Origin of the sequence: Streptomyces sp. NPDC048612 (genome assembly GCF_043199295.1) — a bacterium.
Taxonomy (GTDB): domain Bacteria; phylum Actinomycetota; class Actinomycetes; order Streptomycetales; family Streptomycetaceae; genus Streptomyces.
The window spans coordinates 26,325-40,009 of record NZ_JBICVV010000021.1; the positions used below are offsets into that span (position 1 = coordinate 26,325).

Consider the following 13,685-nt stretch of genomic DNA (forward strand, 5'->3'; position numbering starts at 1 on the left):
GGTCGGCGAGGGCCGTCTGTGTGGTCATGAAGATCTCTGAAGAGCACCTGAGCGAGCCGGGCCTGGTCGTCATCGACATCACCGCGGTCGACGAAGCAACCGCCGCCGAAGCCGCAGCGGCACTCGGCGGGCTATGGCTCTCCAGCGGCCCCTCCTCCCCCTGGCACACCCCCGGCCAGGCCGGCGTCACCGTCCGCGCCTACGCCGACCTGCGCCGCGCGCCCCTGTCCGGCGGCAGTGTTGCCCCGGCACTTGCTGATCCCCGCTGTCAGCAGTCCCTCAGGGGCGGGTAGCTACCGCGTCGGCTCCGGCTGCACGCAGCTTTCGGGCGAGGTACTCCACCTCGGGCAGCGTTCCTGAGTACGCGCCTGTCAGCACCTGGTCCGCGACAGCCTTGGCCTCCGTCAGACCGACTCCGAGCTCGGCGCGCAGCACCCGCATGACGATGACACGCGCCGCCGAGGGCGCCGTCACGTGCAATGTGGTCGGCCCGTTGTCGGCGAGCAGCCGGTCCCGCAACCGGGCGGGTAGGTCCTGGCCGCAGGCGGCCGTCGCCTGCCCGCAGGCCGGGCACACGGACTCCACGTCCCACCGCAACGAGCCGCCGACGAGGCCGTGGACACCCCAGCACTCCAGCTGTGCCCCGCAGTCCGCGCACGGAGCGCTGTACCTGACGCTTTCGACGACCAGTTCTTCCATGCCCACCTCTCAACCGCATGAGGCTATGTGCTGAGCGGCCTGGGTGGTGCGGAGATGTGGGTGCTGCGGGGTGACCTGCCACTCCCCCGAGCTGGCCATCACCGCGTTCGCGGCGCGCTGAGGGTGACGGTTAGTCATTGGCCAAAGCACGCGTAATCCATACGATTGGGCGCATCTTCAGACATGACGAGGAGTGGCATGACCGACAGCACACCGCTGGGCTGGATCGGCGACACATATGAGGTGCACTGTCTGGTGCTCGCGCAGCAGGTAACTGGCCGCGAACTCTTGATGCGGCTGGGCGGCGTTCCTGCTGAGATGTTCCTTCCGCAGGATGAGGATGAGGCGAACGAGTTCCTGTGGGCGGGCATGGAGGACTACTGGTCCTGGGGCGTCGCGCGGGTCGGGGAGGCGGGTTCCTGGGCCTTCTCGCTGGAGCCGGCCAGTATCTGGGCAAGCAACTCGGCGCGGCTGGCGCAGGCATCGCGGGGTACCGAGGCGATGTGCTGCTTCACGGTGGATGGCGTGGAGTTCGTCGAGTACTGGCGAGACGGTGTCCTCGTCACAGGGGTCGACACCGCGGCGCCATATGAGCGGGCCCGCAAGGGCGGTGCTGATCCGGATTTCCTGGTGGGGCAGATGGAGCGTGTTGGCCTCCTTGGCGCGGGCGGCCCCGCTCACCATCCCGGCCTGGCTCTGCTCCATGAAGTAACGGGCGTGGTCTTGGACCTGGAACGGACGACGCTCACGTTGACGGGCAAGCTGCCGGCTGAGGGACTCGGCCCAGAGAAGACCGCGGCAGAACACAACGCGTCCGAAGCCGCTCCGTCGACTGGTGCAGGTGGCGTGGGTGGCGCTGTGGGCGGGCCGGTGGGTGAGCCTTGTGTACCGCGGGCGGCCGGAACGGCAAAGACCTCTGGAGGGCGCGGGCTGGGCGGCTCGTAGCCTCCGGGCCGGCCGTCGGCCCGGGTGGCCGGGCCGACGGCTTCGTGCGTGGTTACACGCCGACGGCGAGCCAGAACTTCTCGTCGTTCAGGACGCGTTGGTTTTGGTAGAAGAGGGACAGCGATCCCCCGACGGAGCCGTTCTCCTTGTTGGGGACGTGGCCGATGGTGCAGCGCCGTCCAGTCGCGTCGTTCACGTAGGTGACTGTCCATCGCCCGCCGGCGGGTGTGTCGGGGCGGATCTGTGCGCAGTCCTTGCCGCTGAGGTTGAGCTGTGCCCCACTCTGGTTGGTCGCGGCGAAGGGGAACTCATCGCAGCTGTCTTCGGGGACGGTCGGGTCCGCCGTCCACGCCGAGTCGCACACCTTGCCGCGGTTGGCCTTGATGACCGCCTCGTCCATCTCGCGCGTGAGCGGGCTGCCCTTGCCCTCCCAGCCCCAGTGGTCGGTGAGGGTCTGCATCGACCAGGCGACGTTGACCTGTCCGCGGTTTTGCAGGGGAAGCATCAGCGTGGGGGTGAAGGAAGGGAAGACACAGCCGGTGCTTGAGCCACTGGCGATCTTGTCGCAGCGGATCGTCATCTTGCCCGGCGGCTGGAACGTAGCCGGGGACAACAGGATCTGACCGGCGCCGGTAATGGTCACCGTGGTCTTGGCCTGGAACCCCTGAGTGTTCTGCCCGGCCTTCCACTTGTGGGTGGTACCCCCGTAGAGGGTCTTGCCGACTGCGATGGCCTGCGCGCCGCTCCAGCCGCTGCTTGCACCGCAGGCGGAGCCGCTGCTGCACTCGGTCTTCCACGCCGCGCGCAGCCCCTTGGCCGCGCCCCAGGCTGAATCCAGCTTGAGGGAGTCGTCCGTCTTCCAGGACCCGCTCTTGGCCTGGAGTGTGATCTCCTGCTTGGCGGTGAAAGTGGCTCCGCCGATCTTCTTCTTTGTGCGGGTGTCGACCACGTCATAGGTGAGGCGAGCTGATCCGCAGGCATCAAGGCGGGTGAAGTACCACTGGCCCATGGCGACGCTGCATTTCGGCGCAGCGCTGAGGGGGGCTTCTTCCGGCGCGTCGTCCGAGGCAGCCGCACCGTTCGGCAGGCTGGGCTCTGACGTGGCTTCGGAGGGCGCCAGCTGGTCGAGGCAGGTGACGGTTTCGATGCCTTGTGCAGCGTAGCCCTCCAGCATCGGCTGCAGGCTGTCGCAGGTGTGCTCAGCGTCGAGCTGCACGGGCCCGGCGGATTGCGGCTGAGGCTTCTCTCCTGCAGGGCCGACCGTCTGCGTCACCTCCTCACCGGCCCGGGGAGCCGACGCTGTTGCGGAGACCGGGGTCAGCACGGCACCGGCTAACGCCAGTGTCACGCTCGCCGCGGCCAGGGTTATACGTCTTCGAGTGTGCACAGATATCCTCTCAAATAAGGCATACGAATCTATTCGTTACCTACAACTCCATAACGGCGTATGCCGGTTGGGCAGGACACTGTGCCCCGGAACATGAAATTCCGTCAAAAGAGATTTAAAGCCCCATAGAGATCAAGCCACGCCAGCATCCCCGCCTCACGCCCCCGCTTCCTGGTGACGGCCAACGCGCAGTTGCCAGGCGTGGGCGCAGCCCTCGTTCCAGCAGCCGTCCAGGTGGCCAAAACCTGGGACTGACGCCTCGAGTGGAGTGCTGCCCGTCGTCAGACATACGCCAACGACCTCGGCGCCGAATACTCCCCGTCCGCCGTCACCGCAAGAGCAACCGCTCCAAGGCCGACCAGGACCCCGCCCAGTGGATGCCGCGGACCGCCGACGCTGGTAGTCGGTAACGCCCTTCATCAGCGATCACCTCTTCAAAGCGGTCGGTCACTTCTGTTCATTTGTGATCTCTGAGGGAGAACTGGGGCTTGGGGAGCGTCAAGGGGGCGAGGACGCACGCGCGTCCTGTTCAAGCAGATGGAGATCGACTCAAGATGACGGCCTTCGAGTGGACCGGGCTCGCCTCGGTCGTGGTGAACGGAGCGGTTCCCGTAGTGGCCGCGCTGCTCCCTGTCGGCCTGGAGCGTCGCCGGGCGAAGCGGATCGAAGCGCGGCGCAGGGCTCTCGGTCCGTCCTGCGTGTACTCGCCTGGTGGTCGGACGGTAGTGGTGGAAGTCGCCGGTGCGAACCGTGTGGAAGTCACCGTTCATGCAGGTTCCGCCGTCGGCGGTCCGTCCTCCAGGGAGCGGGCTCAGTGGTAGGACGTGAAGCTCGTACCGACCAGGTCGGGGCCGCGGTCAGCGGCGTAGGTAAGGAGTTGCTGGACCACTACGTCACGTACATGACGAGGATGCCTCTGGTCCTGCATCGGCGCTCGGACAAGAAGCTGTCGCTGGAGGCATGCAAGGACATCGCCCAGGAGGCGTTCCTCAACGTCGCACGGCGGCTCCAGTCCGGTGAGCTGGACGAGGGGGTCAACATCGCGGCGTACCTCACAACAGCCGCGAAGAACCTCGCCAGTTCCCGGATGCGCGCGAAGCGTCGTCTGGAGCTGGCCGACGAGGTTCTGGAGCCCCTGCCGGAGCTGGCCGACGAGAAGTCTGGCGACGACGCGCTCGAGGAACTGGTCTGGCCAGCGATCGAGGCGATGTCGGTGAGCGCACGGAAGCAGGTCGTGCGCTTGCAGAGCCAGGGGCTCAGCGACATCGAGATCGCAGCAGCGCTCGGCATACCCGCGGGCCGGGTCCACCGGGAGCGGCACAAGGCGGTGGTCGAACTGCGCCGGGCGCTAGGAGAGTTCATCCGAGACCGGCACCGGAACAAGACATGGAAGAAGGACAGGTGACGGGTGTGGGCCGCTTCGACGAGGGCAGTGGCAGCCGCCAGGAGCGGGTGCTGCCGGCGGAGCTGGTGCAGCTCATGGGGATGCTGGTCGGGCCGCCTGACTTCTGGTACCGCCCCGACGGGGACTTCGGCCAGCTGGCCAACACCGTGCAGCGGGATGCTGCGGCACGGACGAGAGCGAACTCGCTGTACCGGCTCGGGTCGCGCGCACTGGATCGTCATGAGCTTCAGGACGCCGCGGACTGGCTGGGAGAGGCGGCCTCCTGCGGGCATCCCGGAGCGCTGTTCCGGCTCGCTGTGGTGGCCATGCGCGCCGGCGAGGACTGGAAGGGCGAGGCCACGTTCCTGATCGCCGAAGCCGCGCGCCTCGGGCACGGCGACGCGGCGCGGTTGCTGAAGGCGCTCGCGCATCGCCGTCCCGAGCCGCAGTCGACCGAGCCCACGGTCGAGGATGTCGAGTTCTTCGACGAGGCCCGCGAGCTGCTCGGCATCCGCGAGGAGATGTTGCTGCCTGCCGATGCTTCGCCGGCGGCGCAGCGGGAAGCCGGCCGCGGCTCGCGTATCGCCAGGTCCGGGGCGCGGGCTGAGCAGCCGCCGCTGTTTCTGGTCCCTGCTCCCCCGCTGCCGAAGCGCTTCCTACCTGACCAGGGCGGGGCTGCCGTGGCTGCATCGGACGGGGGTGCCTGCTCCGCGCCGCCTCCCCCACGGGCCGACGTGCCTGCCCTTCAGGTACCTGACCTTGACGTAGGCGGACATCCTGCTGCGATCTCCGCGGCGTTCCGTGGAGGGATCACCGGTGGGGAGCCGTGGTGGTCTGCGAACGCGCTGCGGCCGGCGGTCCTCAACGACATGGCGCGCAGCCGCCCGGCCCCCGCCCCCTCGCCGGACCGGTGGCAGACGGCGCAGCGAGCCCGGGATCTGATCCACCTCATCAGCAGCTCTGGGGGGATCGACACCCGGACGTTGGCCCAGCGCGGGAAGTTGTCGATGAACATGACGGTCAGGCTGCTGGACTGGCTGCGTGAACAGCGTCTGGTCGACAGCGTCGGGGGGGCTCATCGTCCCGGCCCGATCATGCAGCTGACCATGGGCACCGATCCCGGGCTGCTGCAGAGGACGCTCGCTGAACTGCGTGACGAGCTGGATGCGGCCGTCTATCTCAGCAGCTACAGCGACGGTGAGATCCGCATCCATGAGGCCGCCCACAGCTGCACCGCTCCCCCGGTCAAGGAATGGGCGCCGTTCAGCGACACCGGACACGCGAGCGCCGTGGGGAAGAGCCTCCTGGCGCAACTCGACTTCGATTCGCGCATGGATCATCTGACCCGTTATCCATCGGTGCAGCTCACGGATCGGACGATCACCAATCCGCGTCGCCTTGTGAAGGTGCTCGACGGACACGGCCCGCATGCCGCGCAGTTCGACCTTCTCGAGTACTCCAGGACCGAGGTCTGCGTCGCCTATTCGCTGGGACTGCCCGGGCGGGCATCGAGCATCGCCTTGTCCCTGCCGGCACATCAGCACGGGCGGTTGATCACTGCCGCGCGGTCTCTCAGCATGCGCGCGACGGGGATCTTGCTGGCGCACCTCATCGCCGATGATCAAAGCTGCCATCTGCCGCTGTCAGACGGGGTTCCGCGGCGTGCGCTGCCCTAAATTCGGAGTCTCACCGGGACGCCGCCCTGCACCAGTGGCACACGGACGTCCTGCGGGGCTGTCAGCCTGCCGCCGCCGGTTCGCCTGGTCGTGTGGGGCGGCGCGGCGGGCGCACTGCCAGTCAGAGGACAGCCGTGGGGCCGCGGTGATAACGCCGTTATCACTCTGCACCGGTACACCGGCAAGACCGAAGGTGATAACGGCGTTATCACCGGCCATCCCAGGGCCTTCGCTGCGTGGCAGCTACCAGCCCTCCTGCCTGTTCTCATCCAATCGAGGCGCTCACTCACCGACCCCAGTGGCCTTTGTGTCAGTGGTGGGTCTTGCGTGGTTGTACGTAACCCGCTCACGCCCTCATAGCCGCGCGAGGAGGCCGTCGAGCGGGGCCGGTGTCCGAGCCGGTGCGAGGGCGTCGACAAGGAGACGGCCGTAGCGGATCTTGCGCCCCTTCTTAGTCCCGAGGAAGCGGCGCACCTGCTGATGCTGGGGCCGGCCGTGTTGTGCGGGCTGGCGTTGGAAGGTCTGCCAGGCGCGGAAGTCGCCCTCGGCGCGGAGGATCTCCTCGACTCTTTCCGTACCCAGCGCGCGGATGAGTTCGTCCTCCAGATCCGCAGCGCATACGTAGATGTCGTGGAGAGGTGCCTTTGCCCGCGTCAGGCCGCGCTCGTAGAAGCGCTGTTCGCCCTCGTCGCACAGTCCTGTCAGGCGCAGTCCAAGGCCGGGCGGCCCGAGGGTGGCGGCATAGCGGCCGACATTCATCGCCCCGCCCATGGGCACGAGCCACACTCCCTCGGCGGCCAAGTCCCGACCATGCTGAGTGGCCAGCGCCTCGACGGCTGCGAGATCACTCAGTCCTTCCAGGAGCACCGCGGTCCGCACCCCCAGGCTGTCCGCCAGAGCACGCGCCGGCCCTCCGGGGCCGCCCGCGGCCCAGCTCGTGACTGCCTCCTGAAACGCTCTCGCGTCCGTCATGGGGCGAGTCTGCCCGTCCGTCGGTGGCACGGCACGGGATTATTCGACGGCCTGGGGTGACAACGGTTGTCAGGCCCCGCCACGACGTGGGCCTCAGCAGCTCGTTGCTGCTGAGGCCCACACCTTCATCCGTCATGGCGGGCTGGCCGCCTGGCGGTCTATCGCGCTACGGGGTACTGCTCCCCCAGCAGTTCAAGAAGGCGGCGAATCTCTTCCTCCGGCATCAGGCGTGCCGCGGCGGCAGCAACGGACTGTGCGTCTCGCCAGTTGATTGCCTCGCTTTCAGAGGGCTCGTCCGCGACCCCGCCCTCTGCTGCCGCACGGCGTGCTGCCGGCACGGGGACGGCGTCGCTCTCCCCCAGTGATTCGGTGATAACGGCGTTATCACCTGTCGTCCCTGCAGCACCCACGTGATCGTCGGTGGCTGGGGTGATAACGCCGTTATCACCCTGTGCCGGTACGGCCGCCGGGGCAGAGTCCTTGCCGACTGCATCACCAGCCCGTCCAGGAGCCGAAGCCGTACGGCGGCCGGCTGCCTTGCTCGCCGCGGTTTCACGGCGCTCGTTGGCCTTTTCCCTCTGAGCGGCGGGGTCCAGGCCGGCCAGGCCCCGGACGTGCTCCACCTTCCGGGCACCAGATTCGAGATCAGCTTGCAGAGCAGGGTCCAGCTTCAGGAGTGACAGGCGCTGTGAGATGAATGCCTGTGTCACACCCAGCCGCTGGGATGCCTTTCGCTGTGACCCGTAGTGCTTGACCAGCTTCTCCAGCGCCGCGGCCTCCTCGAGATCGGAGAGGTTCTCCCGCTGGAGGTTGGCGACGAAGGCGGCTTCCAGGAGCTTGTCGTCGGTGGCGACGAAGTCGTCGTTGACGGTGTACTTGATGCTCTCGAAGCCGGCTTCGTGGGCCGCCGCGTGTCGGCGGTGCCCGTCGACGACCACATATTCCGCGCCCGGCTCCAGATCCTTCGCACGGTCGGGGCGTGTCCGGAGGTAGGCGTCCACCGTTGCGACGGTGATGGCCTGCACCAGGCCGATTTCCCTGAGGGTCGCAACCAGGTCAGAGACATTGCCGACCTTCTCACGGGGGTTGTCAGGGTTCTCGCTGATGAGCTTCAGCGGAAGCTCCGGGCGCGTGGCTTCTCCGGTCCCTTCGGTGGGTGCCTCGGTGGCGGCGGCGATCGCCTGGCGGCGTGCGCTGACCTGAGAGGCGTGGGAGAACGATGAAGAGACCGCGAGCCGGTCACGTGCGCGGGTCATGCGATCTCCCTCGCCAGGGCCCGCATGTTGGCGGCCTGCTCGCTGGTGGGGGAGTAGGACAGCAGCGGCTGCTTCATGCGTACTGCTTCGCGCTGCTCTCGGCGGTCAGGGATCACGCCGACGACGCGTGGGTCCTTTATGGCCTTCCATTGCTCGAGGGAGGAGGTGGCGATGTATCCGCGGCGGCCGTCATAAAGGTTGACGATGATGCCGAGGTAGTCGAGTTCGAGCTTCATGTCGGCGCGCAGGTCCTCGATTTGGGTGACGAGGAGGTCGTAGGCGTCGGCGGAGCTGTCTTCTGCCTGGACGACGATGCCGACGCCGGACTTTCCGACGGCTTCGTCGTCGCGGCGGCGGCCGTAGTAGACGGCGGCGTCCATGCTCATGCCGAGGCTGGGCGGGCAGTCAACGATGACGACGTCGTAGTCGCTCTCGACGGATTCGAGGGCGCGCTCCAGGGCGGCTTCGCGCATGCGGACGCGGGAGAGCCGCACGTCGAGCAGGAAGGCGTCGGCGCAGGCGGGCAGGAGGTGCAGGCGGCCGCCGAAGCGGTCGTCGTCGACGGTGACGATCAGTTCGCTGAGTTCGCCCTTGGCCTCGCCGGCCATGTGGTTGGCCAGGCTGTCGCCCTCGATCGGCAGGGGAGCGTGGCCGAGTTGCTTGGTGAGGTGCCCTTGGGGGTCGAAGTCGACCAGGAGGACGCGCAGTCCCATGCCGGTGAGGTCTTCCCGTTCAGCGTCGACGCCGGTGTCGGTCATCTGGCGTGCGACGCGGACCGGGCAGAGCTGGTTGGAATCTTCAGCGAAGGCCTCACCGATACCGGCGGCGATGGCTGTCTTTCCCACACCGCCCTTCTGGTTGCAGATGATCTTGCGTTGGACGACCGCGGGGCGGGCGATGGTGGGGGAGGGGTTGGTGTCCAGCCACAGGTACACCGCCTGCGCCAGACCCTGGGTGATGGAGACCCCACGGCTTTTCACGTCAACGCGGAACTGGTCCCACTGGCCTTCCGGAAGCCACGTTGAGAAGGACTCGGCACCGCTGGTGTCCACGGCCGGAGGGTTGGCCCCGAGCCCACGCCAGGTGGCAATGCCCTCGGCGACCGCGTCTTGGATGTCGATGCCGAGCTGCGCCGTGCGGACCTTCAGGTCTTGCCGGAGCGCGGCAGTCAGTTTGGATACGACCTTTTCACGGCCGCCTTGAGGTGACGTCATAGAGAGAACCTTACTAACGCCGTAGATCAATATCTGCACCCAGGCGTTAGTGTCTCCAAATTATGCCCGGACGGACCGCAACAACAGCCACCAAAAACATCTGAAGCGCCCAATCTCCACGCCCTACCCACGGCATCAAGCCCTACCGCAACTCCCCACATGCCGGGGGTCGCCCTGCCTGACAGCTGTGGGAAGCAACGCAAGCTGACCGGTGATAACGCCGTTATCACCGCAGACATCGAGGAAACCTGATCTGCCCAACGTCCGTGGAGCTCCGGTGCGGTGTCTCAGTGAAGCTAGCCCAGCAGTTGCCACCATGCGGCTGCATCGAGCACGGGAGCGGAAGGGAGTCGCTTGGGCAGCGAACCCCACCCCTGCATCGCCCGCGCCAGGTGAACCCCTTTGGGGTGCGGCTTCGGCCATGAGTCACCGCGCCCATCGCACCTTGCTGCGGAAGCTGGCCGAGCAGGAGCAACCGACTTCGAAGTCGGCTTCAGTACAGGGAGCTTGGCTGAGGCCGACGACAAGCATCGCGGACGCATCCGGACCAAAGCTGCTGTCCTGGCCACGTCCACCGCCGTCCGTGCCACTGGGGGATACGACGGTGCTGCCGATACGGTGCCTTTACCGAGGTAGTCCACCGACCCGCCCCTGGACATGGATGCAGCCCTCGCAGGGCACTGCCGCTCAGGGCGCCGAAGCACCAGCCGCGCTCTGACAGCACGTCCACGGCAGGACGACCGCTCCTGCGCGTCAAGCGCCAACGCCGTCAGCAGCTTCGCGCCGTTCGACGCGCTGATCTGCGGGTTTTCAGCCGAAGTCGCCGATCTGCGCAACCAGCTCACGCGACTCGATGTCATGATCACGCAAATATCTATCCGCTCAGCAGGGGGAATGCAGGACTATGTCCAACGGCAGCATCTCGGTGACACCCGCGGAACTGCGGAGGGCGGGAGCCGCCGCCGACGCCGTAAGCCAGGATCTCCAGGACCCCATCGCCACCGCCAAACGCGACATCGAAGAGGCCGGCACCGCGTTGAAGACCTGGCACATCGGCCCGGACATGCAACGGGTCGCCCACGACTGGGGCATGGCACTTGATGAGTTACGCCAACGGATCGGCGGCGGCCACCCCGACAGCGCGGCATCCCGCCTGCGGCGCACCGCGGACGGCCACCAGTTCAACGAAGATGCCACCGCTCAGTCGTTCCAGGTGCGGTGACCCGTGCCCGAACACTTCAAGGAACTGCTCAAGCAGGACTTCTCCGATCTCGAAGCCGCCATCAAGTCCTGGCAGAAGCTGGCCAGGGCCTTGGAAGACGCCCAGGGCCAGCACCGGCACAAGGTCACCGGCCCGCTGCACGCCAGCGAGTGGCAGGGCGTCGACTCCCGCTACGCCTTCATGAAGATGGAGGCGAGCGAAACCCAGCTGGGCACCGCGCAGTCCGACGTCACCTCCATCGCCACAGTCCTGGACACCGTCCACGGCGAAATGAAGGACGCCCAGGATTTCCTGCGTCAGAGTGTGCGAACAGCCGAGGCCGACGGATTCAACGTCGACGACCGCGGCAACGTGAAGGACGGCAGGCCAGCAGCGTGCCCCACCGACAACGCCGACGAAGAAGCGCAGGAAGAGCATGCCGTGCGCGTCGCCGTGATGGCCGGCTACAAGAACGACATCCAGGCCGCCCTGGACCAAGCCAGCACCGCCGACTGGAAGGGCATGCAACTCCTCCAGAAGATCGACGCCTTCACCCTCGACAAGGACTACGGCGCCCAGGCGGCAAAGGATGGCGCCCGCCAAGTCGCAGACTTCGCCCACCTCGACGAGGACTCCATACCTTCCAAGAAGAGCCCGAAAGAGAACGCCAAATGGTGGTCGGGACTCTCAGAGCAGGAGCGGCAGGAGTACATCGACGCCTACCCCGACAAGATCGGCTGGCTCGACGGCATCCCCAGTACCGACCGTGACGAAGCCAACCGCAAGGCAGTCGACCTCTCCATGGCGAACTACGACATGAAGAAGCAAAACGGCGAGTTAGGCACCCACGACCAACGACAGTACGAGGGCTTACAGAAGCTGCAAACCGCGCTCGACAAGGCCGACGGCAGCCCCGACAGCAGCAAGCAGCTCTACGTACTGGGGATTGACACCAAAGGCGACGGACGGGCTCTCGTCTCACAGGGAAACCCCGACACCGCCCGCAACGTGGCCGTACAGGTACCGGGAACCGACAACGACCTCGTGAACCTGGACGAGCAAATAGACCGAGTGGGCCGTCTGCAGGAGGCAGCGCAAGCCAAGGGCGGCGCGAATACAGCAGTGGTGTCCTGGCTCGGATACGACGCCCCGGAAGTCGACGGCAGTATGGCCACCACCGGACGCGCCGAACCCGCAGGGGACGACCTGAGGAACTTCACACACGGCCTGCGCGAGTCACACCAGGGCGAGCGCACCCACATGACCGTGCTCGGACACAGCTACGGATCAACCGTGGTGGGCGTCGGCGCCTCTCACGGCGGGGGCCTCGACGCCGACGACGTGGTCGTGGTCGGCAGCCCGGGAATGGCAGTCGACCACGCCAAGGACCTGAACATGGACCCCGACCACGTCTGGGCCGGCTGGGCGCCGGACGACATCGTCTCCACCGCCGCCTCGGACCAGACCCTGGGTGAGAACCCCGCAGACAAGGAATTCGGAGGCAAGGTCTTCGACGTGGACACCTCAGGGCACGGCGGCTACTGGGACAACGGCAGCGACAGCCTCCGCAATCAGGGACGTATCATCGCAGGCAGGCGCCCAAGCGAAGGGGACTACCACATGCACCCCGCACCCACTCCACCCGAGACGGGGCCGAAGTGGTGACCGGCCGCATCCGGCGCCCCGGCCGAATCACCGCGCTCACTATCGCCGCCCTGCTCGCATCTGGAGGATGCATGACCGACTCCGGGAAGAACGATCCCCTGCCCGTCAAGAGCAAGGACGGCGCCGAACACTCAGTCCGCGCACTGATCGACCAACTGGCCAGCCAGTACGGCCTACGGGTAGACGACAAGACGGTGCGAAAAGAGTTCCGCGACTGCTTCGGCAAAAACCACGAGCACGCCAACGACGGTCGCTTCGACCTGACCTACTCCGTACGGTCCCGCCTGCCAGGAGACCAACACGGCAAAGCCCTTCGCGCCATGCGCAAGAAGCTCGAAGCTGAGGGCTACAAGATCAGCGGCTACCGCCAGGACTCCTCGGATGCCCTCATGGACGCAAAGGGCGGCAAAGACAACTTCTTCGTGTCCGTGGAAAGCTACGTACCCGCCACCGACCTCGTCTTCTCGGTGAACACCCCCTGCTTCCTGCCCCCCGGCGTGAAGCAGGAACAGGTATCGGCTCCCGCCCCCACCACCACCCCGGTGGCCCCCTTGCCCGTGGGCGAGCCGGCAGTCTCGGCCAACCGCTTCCCCGACAACCCCTTCGGCTAACCGCACCCGGGAGCCGACTCCACTGACGTCAGCAGCCAAAGGATCGATCCCGGCGAACGCCAACGCCCAGGCGTACCGGAGACACCGGAAGAGGTGATAACGGCGTTATCACCGCAGTCCGACAGCCGCTCCTCGCCAGTGGGAACGCCCCAGAAACGTAAGAAGGCCTGGCCTCACCACATGATCACGGTGAGGCCAGGCCTTTGTGCGTTCAGGTCAGGGTGGTGGCAATGAGCCGCAGTGCAGGTGCGCCAGGTTGGCCCAGCAGCAGCGCCGACAGCAGCACTCGCAGTTCGGTGACAACCAGGAACATCGGCTCGATCGGCGTACGAGGCAGGTGTAGGTAGCCGGTGACGCGAAGCTGGTCGCCCAGGGCAAGGTCAAACAGGATGGCGGCCGCCATCACCAGGTCGGCGACGCTGCACGGCAGCACCATTCGTCCGTGTCGTCGTGGGTGGGGGAGACGGCGAGGCGGAACCGGGCGGTCGCTCGGGTGCCGGGGATGGTTGGCTCATCCCGTCGAGCACCAGAGGCTCGGTGAGCGTCATGCTGTCGCCTTCAGGGCTGCTGCGAGGGACGGGTGCTGCGTGCCATGGTTCCTCCGTGTCGGTCAGGACGTCCAGGTGCCGATGGGGCGGCGGTACTTGTAGCGACGCGGATCGCGACGTGCGCGAG

At 66.8% G+C, this 13,685-nt stretch carries 13 protein-coding genes and 1 pseudogene; 8 read left to right on the forward strand and 6 right to left on the reverse strand.

The features are described from left to right. Positions 1-26 precede the first annotated feature (26 nt). Positions 27-293, forward strand: coding sequence for a DUF6207 family protein (locus ACGFN2_RS26915; RefSeq protein WP_393364747.1), 267 nt, complete (start codon positions 27-29; stop codon positions 291-293). Here ACGFN2_RS26915 and ACGFN2_RS26920 read toward each other — a convergent pair. Continuing rightward, positions 280-699: a hypothetical protein gene (locus tag ACGFN2_RS26920; protein ID WP_393364750.1), complete on the reverse strand. Its 420-nt coding sequence runs from the start codon at positions 697-699 to the stop codon at positions 280-282. The genes ACGFN2_RS26915 and ACGFN2_RS26920 overlap by 14 nt on opposite strands. A gap of 198 nt (positions 700-897) precedes the next feature. Here ACGFN2_RS26920 and ACGFN2_RS26925 point away from each other — a divergent pair, with 198 nt between their 5' ends. Continuing rightward, on the forward strand, positions 898-1,644 hold the full coding sequence (locus ACGFN2_RS26925; protein WP_393364753.1) for a DUF6461 domain-containing protein: 747 nt from the start codon (positions 898-900) through the stop codon (positions 1,642-1,644). A gap of 52 nt (positions 1,645-1,696) precedes the next feature. Here the strand turns inward: ACGFN2_RS26925 and ACGFN2_RS26930 are convergent, their stop codons facing one another. Then, positions 1,697-2,917, reverse strand: a complete 1,221-nt coding sequence (locus ACGFN2_RS26930) for a hypothetical protein (protein ID WP_393364756.1) — start codon at positions 2,915-2,917, stop codon at positions 1,697-1,699. A gap of 378 nt (positions 2,918-3,295) precedes the next feature. On the opposite strand from ACGFN2_RS26930, the pseudogene ACGFN2_RS26935 reads away from it, so the two are divergent. From ACGFN2_RS26935 to ACGFN2_RS26945, 3 genes and pseudogenes are all read left to right on the forward strand, one after another. Continuing rightward, positions 3,296-3,438: pseudogene (locus ACGFN2_RS26935) on the forward strand (HNH endonuclease); the annotation flags it as partial. Between the two features lie 407 nt (positions 3,439-3,845). After that, positions 3,846-4,436 (forward strand): RNA polymerase sigma factor, encoded by a 591-nt coding sequence (locus ACGFN2_RS26940; RefSeq protein WP_393364759.1) that lies wholly within the window; start codon positions 3,846-3,848, stop codon positions 4,434-4,436. After that, complete coding sequence (locus ACGFN2_RS26945; protein ID WP_393364762.1) at positions 4,418-6,091, forward strand: IclR family transcriptional regulator C-terminal domain-containing protein; 1,674 nt, start codon at positions 4,418-4,420, stop codon at positions 6,089-6,091. The genes ACGFN2_RS26940 and ACGFN2_RS26945 overlap by 19 nt, the downstream gene beginning before the upstream one ends. Before the next feature lie 354 nt (positions 6,092-6,445). Here ACGFN2_RS26945 and ACGFN2_RS26950 read toward each other — a convergent pair whose 3' ends face one another. The 3 genes from ACGFN2_RS26950 to ACGFN2_RS26960 form a co-directional block, all read right to left on the reverse strand. Next, entirely contained in the window at positions 6,446-7,063 is a 618-nt protein-coding gene (locus ACGFN2_RS26950; RefSeq protein WP_393364765.1) for a TOPRIM nucleotidyl transferase/hydrolase domain-containing protein, read from the reverse strand. A gap of 158 nt (positions 7,064-7,221) precedes the next feature. After that, a complete protein-coding gene (locus ACGFN2_RS26955; protein WP_393364768.1) occupies positions 7,222-8,319 on the reverse strand; it encodes a ParB/RepB/Spo0J family partition protein in 1,098 nt (365 codons plus the stop codon). Then, positions 8,316-9,533: a ParA family protein gene (locus ACGFN2_RS26960; RefSeq protein WP_393364771.1), complete on the reverse strand. Its 1,218-nt coding sequence runs from the start codon at positions 9,531-9,533 to the stop codon at positions 8,316-8,318. The genes ACGFN2_RS26955 and ACGFN2_RS26960 overlap by 4 nt, the downstream gene beginning before the upstream one ends. A gap of 904 nt (positions 9,534-10,437) precedes the next feature. Here ACGFN2_RS26960 and ACGFN2_RS26965 point away from each other — a divergent pair. The 3 genes from ACGFN2_RS26965 (at position 10,438) to ACGFN2_RS26975 (ending at position 13,010) form a co-directional block, all read left to right on the forward strand. After that, positions 10,438-10,755: a hypothetical protein gene (locus ACGFN2_RS26965; protein WP_393364774.1), complete on the forward strand. Its 318-nt coding sequence runs from the start codon at positions 10,438-10,440 to the stop codon at positions 10,753-10,755. A gap of 3 nt (positions 10,756-10,758) precedes the next feature. Beyond that, positions 10,759-12,399 carry an alpha/beta hydrolase gene (locus tag ACGFN2_RS26970; RefSeq protein WP_393364777.1) on the forward strand — a complete coding sequence of 547 codons (1,641 nt, stop codon included), beginning with the start codon at positions 10,759-10,761 and terminating at the stop codon, positions 12,397-12,399. A 71-nt stretch (positions 12,400-12,470) separates the two neighbouring features. Continuing rightward, complete coding sequence (locus ACGFN2_RS26975; protein WP_393364780.1) at positions 12,471-13,010, forward strand: hypothetical protein; 540 nt, start codon at positions 12,471-12,473, stop codon at positions 13,008-13,010. A gap of 211 nt (positions 13,011-13,221) precedes the next feature. Here the strand turns inward: ACGFN2_RS26975 and ACGFN2_RS26980 are convergent, their stop codons facing one another. Next, positions 13,222-13,446, reverse strand: coding sequence for a hypothetical protein (locus ACGFN2_RS26980; protein ID WP_393364783.1), 225 nt, complete (start codon positions 13,444-13,446; stop codon positions 13,222-13,224). Positions 13,447-13,685: the final 239 nt, after the last annotated feature.

Excerpts from the sequence above, each read along its gene's own strand:
- ACGFN2_RS26915 (WP_393364747.1), top strand. The coding sequence starts at position 27 with ATGAAGATCTCTGAAGAGCACCTGAGCGAGCCGGGCCTGGTCGTCATC.
- ACGFN2_RS26920 (WP_393364750.1), bottom strand. The coding sequence starts at position 699 with ATGGAAGAACTGGTCGTCGAAAGCGTCAGGTACAGCGCTCCGTGCGCG.
- ACGFN2_RS26925 (WP_393364753.1), top strand. The coding sequence starts at position 898 with ATGACCGACAGCACACCGCTGGGCTGGATCGGCGACACATATGAGGTG.
- ACGFN2_RS26945 (WP_393364762.1), top strand. The coding sequence starts at position 4,418 with ATGGAAGAAGGACAGGTGACGGGTGTGGGCCGCTTCGACGAGGGCAGT.
- ACGFN2_RS26950 (WP_393364765.1), bottom strand. The coding sequence starts at position 7,063 with ATGACGGACGCGAGAGCGTTTCAGGAGGCAGTCACGAGCTGGGCCGCG.
- ACGFN2_RS26955 (WP_393364768.1), bottom strand. The coding sequence starts at position 8,319 with ATGACCCGCGCACGTGACCGGCTCGCGGTCTCTTCATCGTTCTCCCAC.
- ACGFN2_RS26960 (WP_393364771.1), bottom strand. The coding sequence starts at position 9,533 with ATGACGTCACCTCAAGGCGGCCGTGAAAAGGTCGTATCCAAACTGACT.
- ACGFN2_RS26965 (WP_393364774.1), top strand. The coding sequence starts at position 10,438 with ATGTCCAACGGCAGCATCTCGGTGACACCCGCGGAACTGCGGAGGGCG.
- ACGFN2_RS26975 (WP_393364780.1), top strand. The coding sequence starts at position 12,471 with ATGACCGACTCCGGGAAGAACGATCCCCTGCCCGTCAAGAGCAAGGAC.
- ACGFN2_RS26980 (WP_393364783.1), bottom strand. The coding sequence starts at position 13,446 with ATGGTGCTGCCGTGCAGCGTCGCCGACCTGGTGATGGCGGCCGCCATC.